This window comes from Pseudomonas sp. AU11447, from assembly GCF_001672555.2.
Taxonomy (GTDB): Bacteria; Pseudomonadota; Gammaproteobacteria; order Pseudomonadales; family Pseudomonadaceae; genus Pseudomonas; species Pseudomonas nitroreducens.
The window spans coordinates 91,737-115,284 of record NZ_LZDG02000049.1; the positions used below are offsets into that span (position 1 = coordinate 91,737).

At 66.6% G+C, this 23,548-nt stretch carries 17 protein-coding genes; 2 read left to right on the top strand and 15 right to left on the bottom strand.

All coding sequences use genetic code 11. The features are described 5' to 3' along the window. Positions 1 to 23 precede the first annotated feature (23 nt). The gene (locus A6723_RS32165; protein ID WP_175405565.1) at positions 24 to 188 is read right to left on the bottom strand and encodes a hypothetical protein; all 165 of its coding nucleotides are present in this window, start codon (positions 186 to 188) and stop codon (positions 24 to 26) included. Between A6723_RS32165 and A6723_RS19235 the strand changes: the two genes are divergently transcribed. Beyond that, positions 187 to 2,637, top strand: coding sequence for a PAS domain-containing sensor histidine kinase (locus tag A6723_RS19235; protein ID WP_054910238.1), 2,451 nt, complete (start codon positions 187 to 189; stop codon positions 2,635 to 2,637). The genes A6723_RS32165 and A6723_RS19235 overlap by 2 nt on opposite strands. Positions 2,638 to 2,652: 15 nt before the next feature. On the opposite strand, the gene A6723_RS19240 is transcribed toward A6723_RS19235, so the two are convergent. The 8 genes from A6723_RS19240 to pqqA form a co-directional block, all read right to left on the bottom strand. Further along, positions 2,653 to 4,347 carry a NahK/ErcS family hybrid sensor histidine kinase/response regulator gene (locus A6723_RS19240; RefSeq protein ID WP_054910239.1) on the bottom strand — a complete coding sequence of 565 codons (1,695 nt, stop codon included), beginning with the start codon at positions 4,345 to 4,347 and terminating at the stop codon, positions 2,653 to 2,655. Continuing rightward, a complete protein-coding gene (gene ercA / locus A6723_RS19245) occupies positions 4,331 to 5,494 on the bottom strand; it encodes an alcohol dehydrogenase-like regulatory protein ErcA (RefSeq protein ID WP_054910240.1) in 1,164 nt (387 codons plus the stop codon). The genes A6723_RS19240 and ercA overlap by 17 nt, the downstream gene beginning before the upstream one ends. An 85-nt stretch (positions 5,495 to 5,579) precedes the next feature. Beyond that, a complete protein-coding gene (locus A6723_RS19250; protein WP_054910241.1) occupies positions 5,580 to 7,373 on the bottom strand; it encodes a S9 family peptidase in 1,794 nt (597 codons plus the stop codon). A gap of 2 nt (positions 7,374 to 7,375) precedes the next feature. Then, positions 7,376 to 8,524 carry a pyrroloquinoline quinone biosynthesis protein PqqE gene (pqqE, locus tag A6723_RS19255; RefSeq protein ID WP_054910242.1) on the bottom strand — a complete coding sequence of 383 codons (1,149 nt, stop codon included), beginning with the start codon at positions 8,522 to 8,524 and terminating at the stop codon, positions 7,376 to 7,378. Continuing rightward, positions 8,496 to 8,774, bottom strand: coding sequence for a pyrroloquinoline quinone biosynthesis peptide chaperone PqqD (pqqD, locus tag A6723_RS19260; protein ID WP_017518379.1), 279 nt, complete (start codon positions 8,772 to 8,774; stop codon positions 8,496 to 8,498). The genes pqqE and pqqD overlap by 29 nt, the downstream gene beginning before the upstream one ends. Then, entirely contained in the window at positions 8,774 to 9,523 is a 750-nt protein-coding gene (pqqC, locus tag A6723_RS19265) for a pyrroloquinoline-quinone synthase PqqC (RefSeq protein ID WP_054910243.1), read from the bottom strand. Before pqqC ends, pqqD begins: the two co-directional genes overlap by 1 nt. Positions 9,524 to 9,548: 25 nt before the next feature. Continuing rightward, positions 9,549 to 10,463 (bottom strand): pyrroloquinoline quinone biosynthesis protein PqqB, encoded by a 915-nt coding sequence (gene pqqB, locus A6723_RS19270; protein WP_054910244.1) that lies wholly within the window; start codon positions 10,461 to 10,463, stop codon positions 9,549 to 9,551. A gap of 47 nt (positions 10,464 to 10,510) precedes the next feature. Then, the gene (gene pqqA / locus A6723_RS31375) at positions 10,511 to 10,582 is read right to left on the bottom strand and encodes a pyrroloquinoline quinone precursor peptide PqqA (RefSeq protein ID WP_003106462.1); all 72 of its coding nucleotides are present in this window, start codon (positions 10,580 to 10,582) and stop codon (positions 10,511 to 10,513) included. Positions 10,583 to 10,984: 402 nt separating this feature from the next. On the opposite strand from pqqA, the gene A6723_RS19275 reads away from it, so the two are divergent. Then, a complete protein-coding gene (locus A6723_RS19275; protein WP_139093017.1) occupies positions 10,985 to 12,913 on the top strand; it encodes a sigma-54-dependent Fis family transcriptional regulator in 1,929 nt (642 codons plus the stop codon). 360 nt (positions 12,914 to 13,273) lie between these two features. On the opposite strand, the gene aldA is transcribed toward A6723_RS19275, so the two are convergent. The 6 genes from aldA to A6723_RS19305 form a co-directional block, all read right to left on the bottom strand. After that, positions 13,274 to 14,710: an aldehyde dehydrogenase gene (aldA, locus tag A6723_RS19280; protein ID WP_054910246.1), complete on the bottom strand. Its 1,437-nt coding sequence runs from the start codon at positions 14,708 to 14,710 to the stop codon at positions 13,274 to 13,276. Between the two features lie 37 nt (positions 14,711 to 14,747). Then, positions 14,748 to 16,931: a PQQ-dependent dehydrogenase, methanol/ethanol family gene (locus tag A6723_RS19285; protein ID WP_054910247.1), complete on the bottom strand. Its 2,184-nt coding sequence runs from the start codon at positions 16,929 to 16,931 to the stop codon at positions 14,748 to 14,750. Between the two features lie 541 nt (positions 16,932 to 17,472). Continuing rightward, positions 17,473 to 18,993: an aldehyde dehydrogenase family protein gene (locus A6723_RS19290; protein WP_064979849.1), complete on the bottom strand. Its 1,521-nt coding sequence runs from the start codon at positions 18,991 to 18,993 to the stop codon at positions 17,473 to 17,475. A gap of 786 nt (positions 18,994 to 19,779) precedes the next feature. Beyond that, the gene (locus A6723_RS19295) at positions 19,780 to 20,733 is read right to left on the bottom strand and encodes an AraC family transcriptional regulator (protein WP_054907665.1); all 954 of its coding nucleotides are present in this window, start codon (positions 20,731 to 20,733) and stop codon (positions 19,780 to 19,782) included. 125 nt (positions 20,734 to 20,858) lie between these two features. Next, on the bottom strand, positions 20,859 to 22,208 hold the full coding sequence (locus A6723_RS19300; protein WP_054907666.1) for an MFS transporter: 1,350 nt from the start codon (positions 22,206 to 22,208) through the stop codon (positions 20,859 to 20,861). Between the two features lie 277 nt (positions 22,209 to 22,485). Continuing rightward, positions 22,486 to 23,328: an IclR family transcriptional regulator gene (locus tag A6723_RS19305; RefSeq protein ID WP_054907667.1), complete on the bottom strand. Its 843-nt coding sequence runs from the start codon at positions 23,326 to 23,328 to the stop codon at positions 22,486 to 22,488. Positions 23,329 to 23,548: the final 220 nt, after the last annotated feature.

Consider the following 23,548-nt stretch of genomic DNA (forward strand, 5'->3'; position numbering starts at 1 on the left):
CCGATCCCGCGCGCGCGTTCGAATTATTTGCCGTCGCCGGGGAGAAAAGTGGAATCTTCTGTCAAAGGGCCTTTCCAACGTCCGACAAGGAACAGAAGATCAATCGGCCGCAGGGTTTGCTCGATGCCAAGCTCCCAGGGGAATCCCCCCATTTCGCCAGGCAGTTTCCTCAACAGCAGTAGCGCCATGGCACCGCTGATCCGTCAGCATGACTGGGCATCCTCCCCGCTCGGCCCCATGGACCAGTGGCCGGCCATCCTCAAGGGTATCCTCGAAGTCGGCCTCAATTCGCGCCTGCCGGTATGCATCTACTGGGGCCCGGAATTCATTCTGCTGTACAACGATGCCTGGAGTGCGATACCCGGCGACAAGCATCCCGGCTGCCTGGGCCAGCCGGCGCGCGTGGCCTGGTCGGATATCTGGTCGATCCTCGACCCCATGTACAACGGCATCCTGCAGACCGGCGTGGCCGCCCACGAGGAAGATCGCCTGCTGCCCATGGTGCGTTTCGGCTATGTCGAGGAAGCCTACTTCACCTACAACGTCAGCCCGATCTTCGGCCAGGATGGCAAGCCCATAGGGCTGTTCAATACCGCCGTGGAAACCACCGGCAATGTCATCCAGCAACGCCGCCAGCGCCTGCTCACGCGCCTCGCCGAGCGCCTGGGGCAGGCCGACGACAGCGAGCAGATCTGCGCCCAGGCCTTCACCCTGCTTGCCGAAGCCAGCCATGACGTGCCGTTCTGCCTGCTCTACCGCGCCGGCACCCTGCTCGGCGCCTGCGGCACCGACACCAACGACCGCTTCGCGCCCGCGCAACTGACGCTCGAAGACGACCCGCTGCACCTGTTCAACGGCTTGAAGGAGGCTCACCAGTCGCCCCTGGGCAGCCAGCACGTGCGTGCCTTCGCGCCCTGGCCGGAGGTACTCGACAGCACCTACGCCACCCCGCTGAACGGTCACGGCGACAGCCTCGCGGTCTTCGGCATCAGCCCGCGCCGGCGCCTGGACGAAAGCTATGCGACCTTCTTCAACGAGCTGGCCGGCCTGCTCGGCCACGCCCTGGCCGCGGCCACCCAGCGCACGGAAGAACGCCGGCTGAAGGAAGCGGTGCAGGAAGAAGCCCGCCAGCGCACCCTGGAGCGTGATCGCGTCTGGACGGTGAGCCAGGACCTGCTCTGCGTGCTCGATCACCAGGGTCACCTGCGCAACGTCAACCCGGCCTGGAGCAGCCTGCTGGGCTGGAGCGAGGAGCAGCTCATCGGGCGTAACAGCGAAGAGCTGGTGCATCCGGACGACCTCACGCCCAGCATCGACATCCGCGCCACGCTGGCCCGTGGCGAGCGCCTGCAACACTTCGAGAACCGCATGCGCCATGCCGATGGCAGCTACCGCTGGATTTCCTGGCACGCCACCGAGGAAAACGGCGTGATCTACGGCTGCGGCCGCGACATCACCGAGCACAAGCGCGGCGTCGAGCTGCTGGAGCAGGCGCAGGCCGCGCTGCACAATGCCCAGCGCATGGAGGCTGTCGGCCAGTTGACCGGCGGTATCGCCCACGACTTCAACAACCTGCTGGCCAGCATCCGCTTCAGCCTCGACCTGATCACCCGGCGTGCGCCGGCCAATGCACAGCCGGAACTGGGCCATATCCTCCATGCCGCCACCCAGGCTACCGAGCGCGCCGCCGAGCTGACCCACAACCTGCTCGCCTTCGCCCGTCGCCAGGCCCTGGCCATGCATCCGGTGGACCTCGGCCAGCAATTGCGCGACTGGCAGGGCGAGCTGCTTGAACGCGCCGGCCCGGACGTCACCCTGACGCTCGTCCTGGCTGACGAACAAAGCGTGCTGACCGACAGCGACCAACTGCACAAGGCGATGCTTCACCTGGTAGAAAACGCCCGCGACGCCATGCCCGGCGGCGGCAGTCTGGAGATCACCCTGCAGCGGCAGGAGATCGCCGTCGGCGACCATGACGTGCCGGCCGGCGACTACCTGGGGCTGACCCTGCAGGACAGTGGCCAGGGCATGAGCGAGTCGACCCTGGCGCACGTCTTCGACCCCTTCTTCACCACCAAGGGCATCGGCCCCAACAGCGGGTTGGGCCTGTCGATGGTCTATGGCTTCATCAAACAGTCCGGCGGTCATATCCGCCTGCGCAGCGAGCCTGGCCAGGGCACCTGCGTCACTCTTTACTTCCCGAGAGGCAGTTCCGTGGTCAATATCCCCGACGTTCCCGTCATCCCCACCGAGTCGACCAGCCAGCAACTCTGCGTGCTGGTGGTTGAGGACAACGATCTGGTGCGCATGCTCACCGTGGAAGTGCTGGAGGAGATCGGCTACCAGGTCCTGCAAGCCGAAGACGCCGAACAGGCGCTGCCGATCCTGCAGGGCGACAGCGCCATCGACCTCCTGCTCACGGACGTCGGCCTGCCGGGCATGAACGGCGAGGAACTGGCCGCCGCCGCGCGGGAAGCGCGGCCGGAGCTGCCGATCCTGTTCGCCACCGGCTTCGCGGAGATCGTCCAGATCGATGGCAGCGAGCTGGCCACGCGCATGTCGATGATCGCCAAGCCCTTCTCCATCGACGCCCTGCGCGACAAGGTCAACGGCATGCTCGGACGCAAGGACGGCTGACCGACACCGCTGCCGTCAGTGGCTCAGCAGAAGGCTCAAGGCGGCGCGCAACTTGCCCGGCTTCACCGGCTTGTTCAGCAGCGGCATCCCCAGCCTCTGCAGTGCCCGGCGGCAATCGTCGCTGCGGTCAGCGGTGATCATCACCGCCGGCAGCTCGCGGCGAAAATGCTCGCGTAGCCCGCGCACCGCCTCGCAGCCGGTGCGGCCATGGTCCAGGTGGTAATCGGCCAGGATCACCTCCGGCGCCTTGCCATCCAGCGCCTTCAGCGCTTCCTCGTAGTTCGTCGCCACCAGCACCTCGCAGCCCCACTGCCCGAGCAGCGCGGCCATGCTGAGGAGGATCGCCTCTTCGTTGTCGATCACCAGCAGGCGGCGGCCCGGCAGCGGATCGCCAGTGACCGGGCGCGGGCCGTTCTCGACCGGCCCGGCTTGCGGCAGATCGCGTACCAGCGGCACCTCGATGGCGAACACCGAACCACGCCCCGGCACCGAGCGCACCTGCACGCGGCAACCGAGGATACCGGCGATGCGGTCGACGATCGCCAGCCCCAGCCCGACACCTCGGCGCTCCGCTGCACGGCCGGCATCCAGCTGGTTGAATTCGAGAAAGATGGCTTGCAGCTGGTCTGCCGGAATCCCACGCCCGGTGTCCCAGACCTCCATGCGCACGTTATCGCCGCGTCGGCGTGCCGCCAGCATCACGCTGCCGCGCTCGGTGTAGCGGCAGGCATTGCTGAGGAAATTGCGCAGGATGCGTGACAGCAGGCGGTGATCGGTGCGTACCGCCAGCGCCGGTATCCGTGAGCGCAGACGCAACCCCGCCGCGCGCGCCACTTCGTCGAACTCCGAGACCAGCGGGCCGAGCAGCTCATCCAGCGGATGGACATCCAGGTCCGGGCGGATCGCACTCTGGTCCAGGCGGGCGATATCCAGCAGGTCGGTGAGCAGGTCCTCGGCGCCTTCCAGCGCCTGGTGCGTACGCTCGACCAGCACCTGCTCGGAACCCGGCAACTTGCGTTCGCGCAGGGTGGAAACCAGCAGGCGCGCGGCGTTCAGCGGTTGCAGCAGGTCGTGGCTGGCGGCAGCGAGGTACTTGTCCTTGCTGTTGTTGGCAGCCTCGGCAGCGTCGCGGGCCTCGCGCAGCTGCTGGTTCAGCCCCTCCAGCTCGCGGGTGCGCGCGGCGACGCGCTGTTCCAGTTCCTCGTTGAGGCTCTGCAGGCGCTGCTGGGCCAGCACGCGCTCGGTGATGTCGGCGACGAAGCCTTCCACCAGCCCCTCTTCATCGGGCTTGATCAGCAGGTTCATCAGCACGATGACGTGGCTGCCATCGCGGCGACGCAGGCGTGTCTCATAGCCGAACAGGCCGCCGCGCTCGCGCAACAGCGCCAGGATGCGGCGCATCTCCGCTTCGCCCTCGACGAACAGCTGGCTGGCCATATCGGCGAGGCTCCACAACACCTGCTGCGGGTCGTCGTAGCCGAGCATCCGCGCCAGCGCCGGGTTGGCGGCGCGCAGGCCCTGGCTCAGGCTGGCCTGGAAGATGCCGTGGACGGCGTGCTCGAACAGCCATTTATAGCGGTTGCGCTCGGTTTCCAGCTCGTCCAGGCGCGCCACCAGTTCCGGGTAATGGCTCTTGCGCGCGGAATGGCTGCCCAGACCGAGCAGCCCGGCCAGGGCTTGTTGCTGCTGCTCGTCAGAGGGCCTCGCCATACACCACCTCGACATCGCGCAGGCTGGATTCGCGAGGGTTGGTAAGGATGCACGGGTCCTGCATGGCGTGGCGCGAGAGGAACGGAATGTCCGAGCTGCCAACGCCGTGCAGGCCGAGGCTCTCGTGGAAGCCCACGGCGTTCTTCAGGGCGATCAGGTGTTCTACCAGGCGCTGGCGGATCTGCGCGTGGGTCATGCCCCGGCAGTCGATGCCGAAGGTCTCGGCGATCACCTTGAAGCGCTCGGGCGCGGCGCTGTAGTTGAAGGCCACCACGTGTTCCACCAGCACCGCATTGCACAGCCCGTGCGGCAGGTCGAGGTAGCCGCCCAGGCTATGGGACATGGCGTGCACCGCGCCGAGGATTGCGTTGGAGAACGCCAGCCCGGCCTGCATGCTGCCCAGCATGATCTTCTCGCGCAGGGCGATGTCCGCCGGGTTGGCGATCATCTGCACCAGATTGCCGTTGATCAGCCGCATCGCCTCCAGCGCGTGGGGGTCGGTGAGCGGGCCGTGGCCGGTGGAGACGAAGGCCTCGATGGCATGTACCAGGGCGTCGATGCCGGTGCACGCGGAGAGGAACGGGTCCATGGTCAGGGTGGTTTCCGGGTCGATCAGCGACACATCGGGCACCACGGCCTTGCTGACGATGGAGAACTTCATCCGTTCGTCCTGGTTGGAAATAATCACGAACTGCGAGACGTCCGCCGAAGTACCGGCGGTGGTCGGGATCAGGATCAGCGGCGGGCTGGGCACACGCAGGGTGTCCACGCCCTCGAACTCGAGGATATTGCGGCCGTGGGCGGCGACGATGCCGATGCCCTTGGCGCAGTCCATCGGGCTGCCACCGCCGACCGCGACTATCACGTTGCAGCCTTCGCTGCGGTAGACCTCGGCGCCGCGCATCACTTCGTCGACACGCGGATTGGGCGACACCTCGGTGTAGCGGCAGAAGGGAATATCCTGGGCGGCGAGGCTGGCCTCGATATCGGCGACCCAACCGGCGGCGACCACCCCAGGGTCCGACACCAGCAGTACCTTGCGCGCACCGAAGGTTTTCACGTAGTTGGCGACATTGTGCCGGCATCCGGCACCAAAAATGATCTCAGGCGAGACGAATTTACGCAGTTGGCTGAGCTCGTGAGGCATCGGGGGCTCTGTCGTTATTGTTATGGGATATTTCCGGCAGCCTACTGTATCCGTCAGGTATTGCAATGCGACCTTGGCAGACGGTTCAGACCTCCAGCAACGCCTGGTAGAAACGCCACTCCGCCTCCAGCGCGTGGGCAAGATTGGCGGCCTGGCGGAAGCCGTGGCGCTCCCCGGCATAGCGATGCACTTCCACCGGCACGCCGCGCCGACGCAGGGATTCAACCATCGCGTCGGTCTGCGCCGGCACCACCACCGCGTCCAGTTCGCCCTGGAAGAAGATCACCGGCACCTTGATCTGCCCGGCCAGCAGCACCGGGGTTCGCTCGCGGTAACGCCCGGCGTCCTGCTGCGGATCGCCGATCAACCAGTCCAGGTAGTCCGCCTCGAACTTGTGGGTCACCCGCGCCAGTGCCTGCGGATCGCTGACGCCATACAGGCTGGCGCCCCCGCGCAGACCGTCCAGCCGCGCCAACGCCATCAGTGCGCTATAGCCGCCGGCACTGGCGCCACGCACGAAGACACGCTGGCGATCGATGCGCCTGGCGTTGCCGAGGCAATCCAATGCTGCGCCGATGTCTTCCACTTCCACCTGGCCCCAGCCCAGGTGCAGGCGCTCGCGATAGGCGCGGCCGTAGCCGCTGCTGCCACGGTAATTGAGATCCGCCACGGCAAAGCCGCGGCGGGTCCAGAACTGGATGCGCCCGTCGAACACCGGGTAACAGGCGGAGGTCGGCCCGCCGTGGAGGAATACCACCAGCGGCGGCGCCGGTCGGTTGCCATGCGCTGGATAGAAGAACCCGTGCCCGCATTCGTCTTCGCCCACCGGGTAATGGAAGGCCTCGCCGCGGGACAGTTCGGCTTCCGGCAGCGGCCGTTCGCCACCGGCGAGTACCTGGGTGGAACCGTCCACCCGGCGGATCGCCAGCAGCGTCGGCAAGCGATCCGGCGCAGCGGCGATGCAATAGAAGTGGCGCTCATCCGCTGCCAGCGAGCGAAAGCGGCTGTACTCCGGCGCCAACCGGCGCTCGCCGCCACGTCCGTCATACAGCACCAGCACCCCGCGCCCCTCTTCGTAACGGGTCGCCAGCAGGTTACCGCGCGGCAGCGGCAGGTAGGTATGCCCGCCCAATTGCCAGGGCGCGCTGGCGTGATCGGCGGCGGCGCACGGCAAGGCCCCCAGGACCTCGTGGTACGGCTGCCAGTAGCCGGCGCAGTCGCTCAGCCAGTGCAGGCGCCCATCCTCGGCAAAGCGCGGCTGCTGGATGGACTCGTGGCGGGCCTGCCCGGCCAGGCAGCGCTCTTCGCCGGCGAAGGACTCGCACAGGCGGGTGCGCGTCCAGGGCTGGTGCGGGCGATCCCACTCCACCCAGGCGATACGCTCGCCATTGCGCTCCGTCACCGGCGATGCGTAGAAGTCCGCGCCGGAGGCAATCACCCGGCGCCGGCCATCGGCGTCGAGACGAACGATACAATGGCTCACCCCGCCGCTGCCGTTCTCCTCTTCCACCGCCAGGAGTGCATTCCATGCCGGAACGAAATGGAGGTCGCCGTAGCGGCAATCGTCGCTGTGAGTAATCGGCCTAGGCGTGCCGCCCAGGCGCAACCAGTACACCTGCTGGTCGCCCTCTTCCACCCAGGCCACGCCGTCGGCAGTTGGGCAGCAGGAGCCGCCGCCGTACTCGTAGACGCGGCTGCGTACCGAAGCGCCCGGTGGCGTCAGTTCGCGGCTCTGTCCTTCGCGGCGCAGGAACAGTCGGCAGCGCGCACTGACAGGGTCGAACGCGGCCCACAGCAATCCGCCGTGGGCCACGTGCAGCTCGGCAAAGTCCCCCGCGGCGGCTACCGCGCGCTCGGCGCTCCAGTCGCTGTCGTGCATCCTCAGGCCTTGCAGATCAGCTGCGAGGCCCGCTCGTTGCGCAGGGTCAGCGCGCTGAGTGGCATGGCGGCGGTTTCCGCCTCGCGGCGGGCATCGAGGATGATCCCGTGGTGGGCCGACTTGGCGCACACCGGATCGGTGGCTTCGGCATCGCCGGTCAGCATGAACGCCTGGCAGCGGCAGCCGCCGAAGTCGCGTTCCTTCTCGTCGCAGGAACGGCACGGCTCGGGCATCCACGCATCACCGCGGAAACGGTTGAAGCCGAAGGATTCGTACCAGATGTGCTGCAGGCTGTGCTCGCGCACGTTGGGGAACTTCACCGGCAGTTGTCGTGCGCTGTGGCACGGCAGCGCGGTGCCGTCCGGGGTGACATCGAGGAACACGCTGCCCCAGCCGCCCATGCAGGCCTTGGGGCGCTCCTCGTAGTAGTCCGGCACCACGAAGATCAGCTTGCACGGATTGCCGGCGGCGGCCAGGCGTTCGCGGTATTCGGCAGTGATACGTTCGGCCCGTTGCAGCTGTTCGCGGGTCGGCAGCAGGCCGGCGCGGTTCAGCTCGGCCCAGCCGTAGAACTGGCAGGTGGCAAGCTCGACGAAGTCCGCCTCCAGCTCGATGCACAGCTCGATGATGCGGTCGATGCTGTCGATGTTATGCCGGTGGGTGACGAAGTTCAGCACCATCGGGTAGCCGTGGGCCTTTACCGCGCGAGCCATGGCGAGTTTCTGGGCGAACGCCTTGCGCGAGCCGGCGAGCAGGTTATTCACCTCCTCGTCGGCAGCCTGGAAGCTGATCTGGATATGGTCGAGCCCGGCGTCGGCGAACTCCTTCAGGCGCTTCTCGTTGAGGCCGATGCCGGAGGTGATCAGGTTGGTGTAGAAACCCAGCCCACGCGCGGCGGCGATCAGCTCGGCGAGGTCCTGGCGCACCAGCGGCTCACCGCCGGAAAAGCCCAGCTGCGCCGCGCCCATCTCGCGGGCCTGGCGGAATACCTCGATCCATTGTTCGGTGGAAAGCTCCTCGCCGCCCCTGGCGAAGTCCAGCGGGTTGGAACAGTACGGGCACTGCAGCGGGCAGCGGTAGGTCAGCTCGGCCAGCAGCCAGAGCGGTGGCCCTACCGGCGCCTCAGCGCAGCTCGATCCAGAATTGCGCATGGGCCACCTCGAGGAATGCCAGGATGTCTTCGTCGATGCCCGGCACGCCGGGGAAATCGGCACGCAGGCCATCGATGATGCCGGCGACGTCGGCTTGCCCGTCGACGCGACCGAGAATCGCCCCGGCGCTGTCGTTGAGCTTCACCATCCCTTCAGGATAGAGCAGCACGTGGCAGCCCTGGGCCGGTTCGAATTGCAGGCGGAACCCCCGGCGCAGCGCCGGTACGCTGTCCAGCGAAGGCAGACTCATCACAGCAACCCCCTGTGCCATACGCGCTCGCTCGTTACCGTGTGGTACGGCGGGCGCTGCAGTTCATAGGCCATGCTCATGGCGTCGAGCATGCTCCAGAGCACATCGAGCTTGAATTGCAGGATCTCCAGCATGCGCTCCTGGGCCTCGCGGGTGCGGTAGTGCTCCAGGGTGATGCGCAGGCCGTGCTCGACGTCGCGGCGCGCCTGCGACAGGCGCTTGCGGAAGTAGTCGTAGCCGCTGGCGTCGATCCACGGGTAGTGCTGCGGCCAGCTGTCCAGGCGCGACTGGTGGATCTGCGGGGCGAACAGTTCGGTCAACGAACTGCTGGCCGCTTCCTGCCAGTTGGCGCGGCGAGCGAAGTTGACGTAGGCGTCCACGGCGAAGCGCACGCCGGGCAGCACCAGTTCCTGGGACAGCACCTGCTCGCGGTCCAGCCCCACGGATTCAGCCAGGCGCAACCAGGCCTCGATGCCGCCCTCCTCACCGGGAGCTCCGTCGTGATCGAGGATGCGCTGCAGCCATTCGCGGCGCACCTCGCGGTCCGGACAGTTGGCGAGGATCGCCGCGTCCTTCAACGGAATATTCAGCTGGTAGTAGAAGCGGTTGGCCACCCAGCCCTGGATCTGCTCACGGGTGGCGCGGCCTTCGTACATGGCCACGTGGTAGGGGTGGAAGATGTGGTAGCAGGCGCCCCTGGCGCGCAGGGCCTGCTCGAATTCGGCGGGGCTCATGGCTTCGCGGGTCATCGCGAGGCTCCTTCTGAAAGGGCCGTCACAGGAAGATACCCATGCCGTCGAACGCCACCTCGATGCCGCGCGCGTCGAGTTCGGCGCGTTCGGGCGAGGCGATGTCGAGGATGGGATTGGTGTTGTTGATATGGATGAGCACCTTGCGCGCCCCGTCGATCCCGTCGAGCACCTCGATCATGCCGCCGGGGCCGCTCTGGGCCAGGTGGCCCATCTCGCTGCCGAGCTTGTCGCCCACCTCGCAGACGCGCATCTCGTCATCGCGCCAGAGCGTGCCGTCCACCAGCAGGCAGTCGGCGCGGCGCATCCAGGCCAGCAGGCCGTCGTCCACCTGCCCCAGGCCCGGCGCATAGAACAGCTTGCCGCCGGTAGCGGTGTCTTCGACGAACAGGCCGATGTTGTCGCCGGGATGCGGATTGCCCCGGTGCGGTGAGTACGGCGGTGCACTGCTGCGCAGGGCGATGGCGGTGATGCGCAGGCCCGGGCAGGCCGGGATGACGAAAGGCTCGGCGTCCAGCTCGATGAGGTTGTGCTTCAGCCCGCCGTTCCAGTGCGACAGCATGGGGAACAGCGGAAAGCCGGTGGACAGGTCCTGGTGGACCATCTGGGTGCACCACACCTCGTGCGGGCAACCTTCGCGCAGGCTGAGCAGGCCGGTAGTGTGGTCGATCTGGCTATCCAGCAGGACGATGGCGGCAATCGCCGAATCGCGCAGGCGCCGCGCCGGCTGCAGGGCCGGGAAGGACGCCAGCTGGGCGCGGATGTCGGGGGATGCGTTGCAGAGAATCCAGTTCTCGCCGTCGTCGGACAGCGCGATGGAGGATTGGGTGCGTGGCTGCGCAATCACGCTGCCGTCGCGTACGCCGCGACAGTTGCGGCAATTGCAGTTCCACTGGGGAAAGCCGCCGCCGGCGGCCGACCCGAGAATTCGGATGTGCATGACAGTGCCCCGTGGGCAGGGGCCCCGGCGGACCGGGGCCGAGTGGATCAGCGGTTGGCGAAGTACAGGGTCACTTCGAAGCCAAGGCGCAGGTCGGTGAAGCTAGGCTTGGTCCACATGGGTCTGTCCTCTTTTTGTTAGGCATGGTGCCGGCAAAACCGGCAGGTCGAGTTAAACACCAGGGGGGAAGGCTCCGAATGATACTTTCGAAGGAGATTCCCCCCTGATTTGGTAGCAGGCCGGCGACAGCTGTCGCGCCCCGCCGCTACAACTGTCCCATCGCTGCGACAGCCGTTGCCCGGTTGCGCCCGCGCCCTTGGGCGGCGGGCGGTCTGGCGCGGGGCTCGGCGCTCCGCGCGGTGTGATTCGGCACAGGCCTTGCTCGGGCTCTCGTCGCCCGTGACCGACCGGTCTAGACTGTCCAATCCCAAGAGCCTCAGTCCTAGGATCGGTCCCACGCGAAGCCGATCCCCTACAAAAACAATGCGCCGCAGTCCGACTGACGGCCGCCGGGAGTGACCATGCACCCGCAATCCCTGGAAAACTGCCCGAACGACCTTGCCGCCTTCATCGCCGATCACTTCGGCGAACGTGACATCCAGCCCGAGGGCGCCATCGCGCGCTCCTGGTACCGCAGCGTGATGGAGCACCATCTCGACCCCCGCGCACGGGCGGAAAAACACATCCTCACCGCCGGGGAAATCCGCGAGCACCAGAGCCTGCACCAGGACTACCTGGCCATCGCCAGCCAGGGCGTCACCGGCCTCGCCCGGCGCGTGCTGCCGGCTGGCTTCGCGGTGCTGCTCAGCGACGAAAACGGCATCACCCTCGACGCGCGCCTGCCCAGCGAGCGCGACCGCTACACCCAGGCCGGGCTGATCGTCGGTGCGCGCTGGGACGAATCCATCGCCGGCACCAACGGCATCGGCACCGCCCTGGCCGCCGGCGAAGCGCTGACCATCCACCGCCAGGAGCACTTCCTGGTGAGCAACTTCCGCCTGAGCTGCTCGGTGGCGCCGATCTTCGATGCCCAGCACCAGCTGCGCGGCTGCCTGAACGCCACCTGCCTGTACAACGACGGGCCCAAGGACGCGCAGTACCTGACACTGCAATTGGTGATCCTGTATGCCCGGCTGATCGAGAACGCCAGCTTCCGCCAGCGCTACCGCGACCGCCTGACGCTCTCGGTGAAGGCCCGCGACGAGGTGTCGGACCTGGCCAACGAACAGCTCATCGCCCTCGACGAACAGGGCCGGGTGATCGGCGCCAACCACGCCGCCTTCACCGCCAGCCGGGGCGAGCTGCTGGGCAGCCGCATCGAGCAGTTGCTGGAGGCGGACGTCGATCAGTTGCTGGACCTGAGCAAGGGCGGCGCGCGCGGTATCCGCCTGCGCACCCTGGCCGACCATGCGCTGGTGGACGTCGGCCTGCGCACACCGGCCAGCCCGCCACGCCGCAGTACGCCCCTGCGCAACGGCTCGAACAGCCCGGAACATCCCGATCTCACCCGGCTCGCCGGCACCGACCCGCGCCTGCAGGACGGCGTGCGCAAGCTGCGCAGGGTGCTCGACAAGGGCATTTCCATCTTGGTCACTGGCGAGACCGGCACCGGCAAGGAAGCCTTCGCCCGCGCTATCCACCAGGCCAGCGCGCGGCATGCCGGGCCCTTCGTCGCGCTGAACTGCGCGGCAATCCCGGAAAGCCTGATCGAGAGCGAACTCTTCGGCTACCGCGGCGGCAGCTTCACCGGCGCCAGCAAGAAAGGCATGAAGGGCAAGCTGGAGCTGGCCAATGGCGGCACCCTGTTCCTCGACGAGATCGGCGACATGCCGGCGCACCTGCAGACGCGCCTGCTGCGCGTGCTGGCCGAGCGGGAAATCCTCCCGCTGGGCGCTGAAGCGCCGGTGGCGCTGGACGTGCAAGTGGTCTCGGCCACCCACCAGAACCTGGCCGAGATGATCCGCACCAAGGGCTTCCGCGAAGACCTGTTCTACCGCCTCGCCGGCATGACCCTGCAGCTGCCGGCCCTGCGCGAACGCAGCGACCGCGAGGCGCTGATCGACAGCCTGCTGGCTGGCCTGGGCGGCAACCTGCGCCTGGACGCCGGCGTACGCGAACAGCTGCGCAGCCATCCCTGGCCGGGCAACATCCGCCAATTGCTGAACTGCCTGCGCTATGCCGCCGCCCTCGCCGAGGACGGCCGCATCGACCTGGACTGCCTGCCGATGGAATTGCATCAGGCGGCTCCCGCCGTCATGGCCATGCCGGAACCGCAGAATGGCGCCCTCGCCGCCCGCCTGGACGATGACGAAGCCCGCCACTTGCTGGCCGTGCTGCGCGAGCGGCAATGGAACATCAGTGCGGTAGCGGAACAGTTCGGCATTGCCCGGTCGACCCTGTATCGGAAGATGAAGAAGCACGGCATCGTGCAGCCCAATGCGCTGTATTGATCCTTTCCCTTTCCCCTGCGTCCGCTGATCAGCTGGCTAACCCGCTCTACGCAACGGCCACCTGCAGGCGCAGGGAAAAAGGAGCGGACCGCACCTGGCAAGGACGGCCCGCCCAGTCGAAACGGTGATGCATTTTCGGAGACAGCATTCCCTTCCCCAGGAAACTCCGTGCGCGTCTTGACACCCTCTCCCCAGCCCTCTCCCTGAAGGGAGAGGGGGTATTCGAGGGAAGCGTCCCCGCCGTGTTTCCTGGCACATTTGGATCAGGAAAAAACCGTGGTTGCGCCCACGCCGATCCAGCCCCCTCTCCCGCTTGCGGGAGAGGGTTAGGGAGAGGGGCTCCTGGAAGCCCCCTGCCACTCACTCCTGCGCATACACCACATGGGTATGGGTGTACTCGTACAACCCATGCTTGCCGTCCGCGCCGCCGATGCCGGACTTGCGCGTGCCGGCATGGAAGCCCTGCATCGCCTCGAAGTTCTCGCGGTTGATGTAGGTCTCGCCGAAGTCCAGCTCGCGGCTGGCCTTGAGCGCGGCGCTGAGGTTGCGGGTATAGATCGATGAGGTCAGGCCGTAGTCGCTGTCGTTGGCCAGGGCGATGGCTTCGTCGAGGTCTTCCACTACCTGGATCGGCAGCACCGGGCCGAAGATTTCCTTGCGCATGATCTCCATGCCGGCCGAGCAGCCGGCCAGCACGGTGGGCTGGTAGTGGAAGCCCTGGCCGAGGTCGGCCACCGCGCCGCCGGTGATGACCTGGGCGCCCTGCCCGGTCGCCGTGCGGACCATCTGCGCGACCTTGTCCAGGCCGATGCGGTTGACCAACGGGCCCATGTCCAGGTCGGCCTGCACGTTCGGGTCGCCGAAACGGGTGGCGGCCATCGCGGCGGCGATCTTCTCGATGAACTGGTCAGCCACCTGGCGCTGCACGTAGACGCGCTCGGCGCAGTTGCACACCTGCCCGGTGTTGATCACCCGCGAGGCCTTGATGGCGTTCACCGCCAGGTCCAGGTCGGCATCGGCCAGGACGATGGCCGGCGCCTTGCCGCCCAGTTCAAGGTTCAGCTTGGTGATGCTCGGCGCGGCCGCGGCCATTATCCGCGAGCCGGTAGCGACGCTGCCGGTGAAGCTGATCAGGTCCACCCCGGCGTGGCTGGTCAGCGCGCTGCCGGCGCTGGCTCCGGTGCCGCCGACGACGTTGAACACGCCGGTAGGCAGGTCGGTTTCCGCCACCAGGCGGGCGAACTCGAAGCAGTTGATCGGCGTTTCTTCACTGGGCTTGATGACGATGGTGTTGCCGGTCAGCAGCGCCGGCGCCATCTTCCGGGCGATGAGGAAGAACGGGAAGTTCCACGGCAGGATGCCCGCCACCACGCCCAGCGGTTTGCGCAGCAGGAAGATGTGCTCGCCGGCGCGGTCGCTGGTCAGCACTTCGCCTTCCAGGCGGCGCGCCCACTCGGCCATGTAGTCGAGGTAATCGGCGGTGAAGTTCACTTCCACTTCCGCCAGTGCCGGCACCTTGCCCTGCTCGGCGGTGATGATCCTGGCCAGGCGCGGTGCGTTGGCGCGGACCTTCTCGGCGATCCTGCGCAGGTAGCCGGCGCGCTCGATGGCCGGCTTGGCCGCCCAGCCCTTCTGCGCCGCGCGGGCGGCGCCGATGGCGCTGTCCACCTGCGCCGCGCTGGCTTCCGGGATGCGCGCCAGCAGCTCGCCGTTGGCCGGGTTGTGCACTTCGATCAACGGCTCGCCGGCGACGAAGCGGTTGTCGATGTAGTGCTGGTAGGTCGTTACTTCGGTCATGAATCAGTCTCCTGCTGGGCTGTTTCTTGGGGAGCCATCACTTGGCAGCGGTCTTCTGCGCACCGGCCAGTTGTTCCTTGAGGTCGTAGGCGCGCTTGATCAGGTACTGGTGCACGGCCTCGGCCTGTTGCAGGTCGAGGTGGCCCTGGAACGAGGGCATGCCGTCGGGGATGCGTCCGCCGTAGATGATGCCGAGGAAGCGCTGGTGGTTTTCCGCGCTGAGGGTGCGCAGGTCGGGTACTACGCCGCCACTGATGGCGTTGATGCCGTGGCACTGGGAGCAACTGCCATTGAACAGCTCGCGGCCCTGGTCGATCTGCGCGGTGGTGCCGGTCAGCGCTGGCGGCTCGGGCTTGCGGTCGGCCCACTTGTAGTTGATGTCCGGCAGCTTGGCGGTACCGCCGAGCTTGTAGGTCAGCACCTGGGCGTTGGGCTTGACCCCGGCGCGCAGCGACAGGGCGCCGGCGAAGGTGGAGAAGGCGCCGCCCCAGCCGGCCATGAAGGTCACGTATTGCTCGCCGTCCACTTCATAGGTGATGGGTGCGGCCATCACGCCGGTGTTGGCCGGGGACTCCCAGAGCTTCTTGCCGGTCTCGGCGGCGTAGGCCACCACGCGGCCGTCGGCGGTGCCTTCGAACACCAGGTTGCCGGCGGTGCTCAGGGTGCCGCCGTTGAAGATGGTGCTGTAGGGCACTTCCCAGCGTTGTTCCTGCTTCACCGGATCCCAGGCGATCAGCTTGCCGGTCCAGGTGTCGGCGATCTTGCGCAGGCCCTCCGGGTCTTCCGGCATCATCCCGGTGTTGACGTCGAGCTGGTAGATGCTCTTGAACTTGGAGCGCGGCGGCGCGCCGTCGACGTCCTGGTACATCGCCGACATGATGTGCGCCGGGATGTAGACCAGCCCGGTATTGGGGTTGTACGACATCGGTTGCCAGTCGTGGGCGCCCCAGAACGCCGGCTGGATCAGCCGCGCCTTCTTCTGCGGGTCCTTCCAGTAGTCGGACACCGCCTCGTTGCGGATCGGCCGGCCGGTCTTCAGGTCAACGCCCTTGGCCCAGTTGATCGGCACGATGTTGTTGGCCGAGAGCAGCTTGCCGGTCTCGCGGTCGATGACGTAGAAGAAGCCGTTCTTCGGCGCCTGCATCAGCACCTTGCGTTGTTTTCCGTCGATCTCCATGTCCACCAGCATGATGTGCGCGGTGGCAGTGAAGTCCCAGGCATCGCCAGGCGTGGTCTGGTAGTGCCAGACGTATTCGCCGTTATCGGGATTGATCGCGACGATGGACGAGAGGAACAGGTTGTCGCCCTTGCCTTCGCTACGGATGCGCGGGTTCCACGAGGAGCCGTTGCCGACGCCGATGTACAGCAGGTTCAGCTCGGGGTCGTAGGACATGGAGTCCCACACGGTGCCGCCACCGCCCTGCTTGGCGTAGTTATCGCCGAACCAGGTCTTGGCGGCGATTTCCATGCCCTTGCCCTTGGGCATTTCCTTCGGGTCGCCGGGCACGGTGAAGAAGCGCCAGTCCTGCTTGCCGGTCTCGGCATCGTACGCGGTGATATAACCGCGCACGCCGAATTCGGCGCCGCCGTTGCCGATGATCACCTTGCCCTTCACGATGCGCGGCGCGCCGGTGATGGTGATGCTGCGCGAGGGGTCGGTGCGGGTATCGACGCTCCACACGCGCTTGCCGGTCTTGGCGTCGATGGCTTCCAGGCGGCCATCGAGCACGCCGACATAGACCTTGCCCTTCCACACCGCCACGCCACGGTTCACCGCGTCGCAGCAGGCTTCGCCAGCGCGGCTGCGGTCGGACTGCGGGTCGTACTTCCACAGCAACTCGCCGGTGCGGGCGTCCAGCGCGTAGATGATGGAGAACGGCCCGGTGGTGTACATCACACCGTCGACCACGATGGGTGTGGCTTCCACGCCGCGGTCGATATCCAGCTTGTGGCTCCAGGCCAACCCCAGGCCACCGACGTTGCTCTGGTCGATCTGCTTGAGCGGGCTGTAGCGCTGCTCGTCGTAGGTGCGCCCGGTGGTCATCCAGTTGCCCGGTTCCTTGTCGGCAGCAGCGATGCGCTGGCCATCGACGTTGGCCGGCCCCTCGGCGGCTTGCAGGTTGGCGGACAGACCGGCCATCAGCAGCGAGGCGGTCAGCAGGGAATGACGCAGGGCGGGTTGCAGGCGAACGGAAGGCACAGACAGGCCAATCGATCTCATGGAGGTTCTCCGATTCTTGTTGGTGCCGCGGATCGTTCGCCGCGGCTTGCAAGGCTCAGAGCAACCGCTGTGCCAGGCTTTTCGAATTGGGCTGGAGGGCTTGCGGTTCGGGGCTTCTGGCGTTGTCTGCCGGATGCTGTACGGGTGTTGCGCGCGCTACAGGTGTTGCGCTCATCGGCGGCAGGTGTTGCAGGTGCGGGACGCCGCAAAAGCCCTTGTAGGATGGGTGGAGCGCAGCGATACCCATCGATTTCGCGCGCCGTCCGCATGGGTATCGCTGCGCTCCACCCATCCTACGGAACGTGCTTGTCCGGACATTTCGGCGCATGGGCTTGCTCGCGAACAACGACTCATCCGGAAAAAGAAAACGCGGCCGGAGCCGCGTTCGACGAAGGCCGTCACCCGTGGAATGGGTACGGAAGCGGACGGCCGCCCGAACAGGCGCGTCGACACAAGAAATGCCTGGTGGAGTGCCAGGCGGGGTACAGCGGAAAGGGCCGGCGAACCTGATGGGGGAAGGTCCGCCGGGTTACTGCAAGCTTTAGAAGAAGCCCAGCGGATTGATGTCGTAGCTCACCAGCAGGTTCTTGGTCTGCTGGTAGTGGTCGAGCATCATCTTGTGGGTYTCGCGGCCMACGCCGGAYTTCTTGTAGCCACCGAASGCGGCGTGSGCCGGGTACAGGTGGTAGCAGTTGGTCCAYACGCGGCCGGMCTGGATGCCACGCCCCATGCGCCAGGCGCGGTTGATGTCGCGGGTCCAGACGCCGGCGCCMAGGCCGWACTCGGTRTCGTTGGCAATCGCCAGKGCYTCGGCTTCGTCCTTGAAGGTGGTCACGCCCACCACCGGCCCGAAGATTTCTTCCTGGAACACGCGCATGCCGTTGTGCCCTTTGAGCAGGGTCGGCTGGATGTAGTAACCGCTGGCCAGGTCGCCCTCCAGGCGCTCGCTGGAGCCGCCGGTGAGCAACTCGGCGCCTTCGCTCTGGGCGATGTCGAGGTAGGAGAGGATCTTCTCGTACTGCTGCTGCGAGGCCTGGGCGCCGACCATGGTGTCGGTGTCCAGCGGGTTACCGCGCTTGATCGCCTTGATCTTCTTCATCACCTCGACCATGAACGGCTCGAAGATCGACTCCTGCACCAGCGCCCGCGACGGGCAGGTGCAGACTTCGCCCTGGTTGAAGAAGGCCAGCACCAGGCCCTCCGCGGCCTTCTCGATGAACGCCGGCTCGGCGTTCATGATGTCCTCGAAGAAGATGTTCGGGCTTTTGCCGCCCAGCTCCACGGTGGACGGGATGATGTTCTCCGCCGCGCAGTGGAGGATGTGCGAGCCGACCGGGGTCGAGCCGGTGAAGGCGATCTTGGCGATGCGCTTGCTGGTGGCCAGCGCCTGGCCGGCTTCCTTGCCGAAGCCCTGGACGATGTTCAGCACACCCGGCGGCAGCAGGTCGCCGATGATCTCGGCCAGCAGCATGATCGACAGCGGGGTCTGCTCGGCCGGCTTGATCACCACGCAGTTGCCGGCGGCCAGSGCCGGGGCGAGYTTCCACGCGGCCATCAGYAGCGGGAAGTTCCACGGGATGATCTGCCCGACCACGCCCAGCGGTTCATGGATGTGGTACGCGACGGTGCTGTCGTTGATCTCGGCGGCGCYGCCTTCCTGKGCGCGGATGCAGCCGGCGWAGTAGCGGAAGTGGTCGGCGGCCAGCGGTACGTCAGCATTCAGGGTCTCACGCACGGCCTTGCCGTTGTCCCAGGTTTCGGCGACGGCGAGTTGCTCGAGGTTCTGCTCGATGCGGTCGGCGATCTTCAGCAGGATCAACGCGCGGTCCTGCACCGACGTGCGGCCCCAGCTGCCGGCAGCGGCGTGGGCGGCGTCCAGCGCCTTGTCGATGTCTTCGGCGGTGGAGCGCGGGAACTCGGCAATGATTTCGCCATTCACCGGCGAGGTGTTGCTGAAGTACTGGCCCAGCACCGGCGCGACGAACTCGCCGCCGATGTAGTTGCCGTAGCGCGGTTTGAGGGTGACGACGGCGCCTGGGGTTCCGGGTGGGGCGTAGATCATGGGGATGCTCTCCTGTCGGGTCCCGGCCTCCATCGGCCAGGTCATGGAGCGATCTTAGGCAGCGCCCTTCCCGGCCCGGAATGCACCCATGGGAGGGATGGGTTCCTCATTTGGTAGTAGATGCGGCGAGCGTCGCAGGTTGTAGGGCGCCTAACCCGGAACGGATTATCCGCCGACGCCACCACGGCGGATAACGCTGTCGCGTTATGCGCCCTAAGGTGCCGGGTGGTTCGCGAGCAAGCTCGCTCCTACAGGTGGCGGCGAGCATCTGATGTTGCTTATCAGCGCTAGGTCCGCCGCGAAGGATTTCGCGGACAAGGTCCGCTCCTACGGGAACTCCACAACACGGCTCTGGCTCTGGCCCTGGCCCTGGCCCTGGCCCTGGCCCTGGCCCTGGCCCTGGCCCTGGCCCTGGATTTTGAAGGTTTCCAGAGAGACTTCCGCACACGCCGAACCCCCGTTCAGGAGGCCTCGTTGAAGCGGAGTTTCAGGGGTTGAGCGACATGGATGTCGCGAGAGCCGCGATGGGCCAGGGATGGCCCTTCGTGGGGGGACGCCTAGTTCGGGCCCCTGAAACTGCGCTTCAACGAGGGAATTTTTCGCCTAAGCGAAAAACCGGATGTCCGGGGCAAGATCTTTGGTGGGCGGGGCGGCCATTCGTCGTTTGCCAAAGTGACTCGCCCGAGGGGGCGAAACAAAGAGTCCGAGCGCACGCCGATGCGGCGCAGGACGCCCAAACGGCACACCAATCCAATCTTGGAACCAAGGCTAACCAGCAGGAACGGCTCAGGTGCGACGCTTGAAAGTTTCCGAAGGCAACTCGCCAAACTGCTGCCGATACCCCTCGGCAAACCGCCCCAGGTGCAGGAAGCCATAGTCCAGCGCCAACTCGGTCACGCTGCGGACATTGCACGCCGGGTCCGCCAGGCACGAGCGAATACGCTCCAGCTTGAGCCGGCGGATATATTGCCGCGGCGTGGTGCCGGCCTGGCGCTCGAACAGCGCGTACAACGAGCGCAGGCTCATGGACGCCTGGCGCGCCAGGGCTTCGACATCGATGTCCTCGCGCAGGTGGCCTTCGATGTACGCCTCGATGCGCTCGAAGGAGGCGCTGCCGCCAGCGATGGGCTCGCGGCTGACATTGGTCTTCAACAGGGTCAGCAGCTTACTGGCGACAATCTGCTGGTAGTGCTCGTCCACCCGAGCCAGACGTTCGCCAGCTTCGGACTCCTGGCAGACCATCGACAACAGGTTCACGAAGCCCTCCAGTTCGCCCAGCCGGTAGCGATTCTCGGTGAAACGCACGCCACCGCGCGGTGCGTTCCAGCGCTGCTCGGCGCAGATGGCTTCGAGCAGGGTCACCGGAACCTTCAGGATAAATTTCTCGCAGTCGTCCGAGTAGGTCAGGTCGACCGGATCATCCGGGTTGATCAGCAGCAGCTCCCCCGGCGCCAGGTAATGCTCCTGCCGCTGGCCGCGCCAAAGGCAGTGGCCGCTGAGGAGAATCTGCAGGTGGAAGATGCTTTCCAACGCTGGCGAGGTGACGCGCACCGCGCCGCCATAGCTGATACGGCAAAGGTCGAGGCTGGCGAAGCGGCGGTGGTTGAGGCTGGCCTGGGGATGGCCGTGCGCCGGCAGGCGCAGGTCGTGGGTGCCCACATGCTGGTTGACGTAGCCGGATACCGCATAGGGATCAGCGCGCTCGAACACTCGGCTGCGCTCGCTCAGCAGGCTTTGCATACAGGCACTCACAGTTGTTGTTAGTGGCCGCAATCTGCGTTGCGGTGCATCCAGTCTATGCAAGTGCAGCAGGGTCGGCGCGAGGCAGAGATGAATGGCAACACAATCCCTGCCCCGCTCACTGCTCAGGTAGCGTCGGCGTGGCTCACCAGCCCCTTGACCAGCACCGCCGCCGTGGCGATGGCGGCCGGCACCATCAACGCGGTCAACACCTGCTCGAAGTTCCAGCCCAGGCCCAGCAGGGTCGCGCCGATCCAGGCACCGAGGATGGCACCGAAACGGCCGATGCCGAGCATCCAGGACACCCCGGTGGCGCGCCCCTGGGTCGGGTAGAAGCGCGCGGCGAGAGACGGCATGGCCGACTGCGCACCGTTCACGCACATGCCGGCAGCCAGCACCAGGGTCGCCAGCAACGTGACGGTGCCCAGGCTCTGCCCGACGAAGTAGGCAAATACGCCTGCCAGGCAGTAGAAGATGCCGATGACCTTGTGCGGGTTGAAGCGGTCCATGGCCCAGCCCACCGCCACCGAACTGAGCACCCCGCCGAGCTGGAACAGCGCGCCGATGAAGGCGGCCTGCTCCATGCTCGCGCCGGCGTCACGCATCAGCGTCGGCAGCCAGCTGGTGAGCAGGTAGACGATCACCAGGCCCATGAAATAGGTCAGCCACAGCAGCAGGGTTCCCGCGCTGTAGGTGCCGGAGAAGATCACCTTGAACACGTTGCGGCTCTGCACCGTCTTCTGTTCCGGCACGCTGAACTCGCGGGCCGTGACCACCTCGGCCGGAGCAATCGGCGCCAGCACGCGCTTGACCCTGTCCGCTCCGCGATTGCGCACCACCAGGAAACGCGCCGATTCCGGCAGCCAGACCAGCAGCACCACCGTCAGCACCAGCGGCAGCACTCCGCCGAGCAACAGCAGGCTATGCCAGCCGTAGGCCGGGATCAGCTTGGCAGAGACGAAACCGCCCGAGGCCATGCCAAGGTTGAAACCACAGAACATGCTGGTCACCAGCAGCGACTTGAGGCGCTCGGGGGTGTACTCCGAGAGCAGCGTGGTCGCGTTGGGCATCGCCGCGCCCAGGCCGATACCGGTCAGCAGGCGCAGCGCCATCAGTTGTTCGAGGTTGCTGCTGTAGGCCGACAGAAGGCTGAACAGCCCGAACAGGAACACCGCCACCACCAGCACGCCCTTGCGCCCGAAGCGGTCGGCCAGCGGGCCGGAGCCCAGGGCGCCAAAGACCATGCCGATCAGCGCGGCGCTCATCACCGGGCCAAGGCTGGCACGGTCGATGCCCCAGTCCTGGGTCAGCGCCGGGGCGATGAAGCCCATGGCGGCGGTGTCCAGACCATCGAGGAAGACGATGAGGAAGCACAGCAGCACGATGCGGCACTGGTACAGCGACAGCGGCTGGGCGTTGATGAAGGACTGGACGTCGAGGGTGCCGGCAGCGGGCACGTGGGCGGAACTGGTCATGCGAAGACTTCCTGCGAAGGCGTCGTCGCGGGAAGGCCGGCTGGATCGCCCTGCACTCCCGCAAGCTGGACAGGAATGAGGCGCGAGCCGGTGGACGCACGGACCGGCGGATGGGGCAGGCACACAGGGGCCATGGCTGACGCTCATTGTTGTTATTGCCCGTCCGGCTGGACGGGTCGAGCAACAGTACGAAGAGACGTTCAGCCGATCAATTCGATAATCGCCACTGTGGGCGGTTAGCGAACGGGATTACCGCAAGACGGACCGCGCAAGGCAATCAATGGAACAGCCGCGTGCCCAGCTCACGGCTGGCCTCAAGCAGTACCGGCAGGAAGCGCGTTTCCAGCTCCTGGCGTGACACGCGCCCGGCGTGGGTGCCGACGTTCAGCGCGGCCAGTACCTGGCCGGCGGAGTCCTTCAGGGGCACGGCGATGGAGCGCAGGCCGACTTCCAATTCCTGATCGATGATCACCCAGCCCTGCTGGCGGATCTCGGCGATGCTCGCGCGGAGCATTTCCGGGGTATGCACGGTGCGGCTGGTCTTCACCTGCAGGTCGGCGTGGGCCAGGTAGTCCTCCAGGGCTTCGTCATTCAGCCCGGCGAGCAGGATGCGGCCCATGGAGGTGCAGTACGCCGGCAGGCGGCTGCCGACGCTCAGGTCTACCGAGATCAGACGCTGCGGCGTGGCCGAGCGGGCGATGTAGAGAATCTCGTCGCCTTCGAGCGTGGCCATCGAACAGGCCTCGTGCAGTTGCTCGCTCAGGCGGTCGAGGATCGGCTGCGCGGTGACCGCCAGCGGCGTCGACGACAGGTAGGCGTGACCGAGGGTCAGCACCTTCGGCAACAGCGAATAGGTGCGGCCGTCAGAGGTGACGTAGCCCAGCTTCATCAGCGTGTGCAGGCAGCGGCGCACGGCGGCGCGGGGAATCTCGGTGCGGTGGCTGATCTGCGCGATGGTCAGGTGCCGTTTGCGCTCCTGGAACGCGTGGATCACCGCCAGGCCGCGGGCCAGCGAGGTCATGAAGTTCGGGTCGCCGGTGAAGGCCTCGATGCGCTTGGCAGGCGAAGCGATGATCGGTGGTGCGAGGGGCGGCAGGCTGGCGCGGGGGGCGTCGGTCATTGTTGTTGTCCTGGCAGGCGAATGCCGGGCGATTATCGACACGCACGGGCGATTATCGCAACACAACTGGCCGATTATCGAACGGAGCTTATCGACACCCCGCGCCACCGGCGTAGGGCGCATAACGCGCCAGCGTTATCCGCCGACCATAGGCCGGCGCTTCGGTGCCAACACGGGTTCGCGAGCAAGCTCGCTCCTACAGGTGGGATCGGAGCGATCT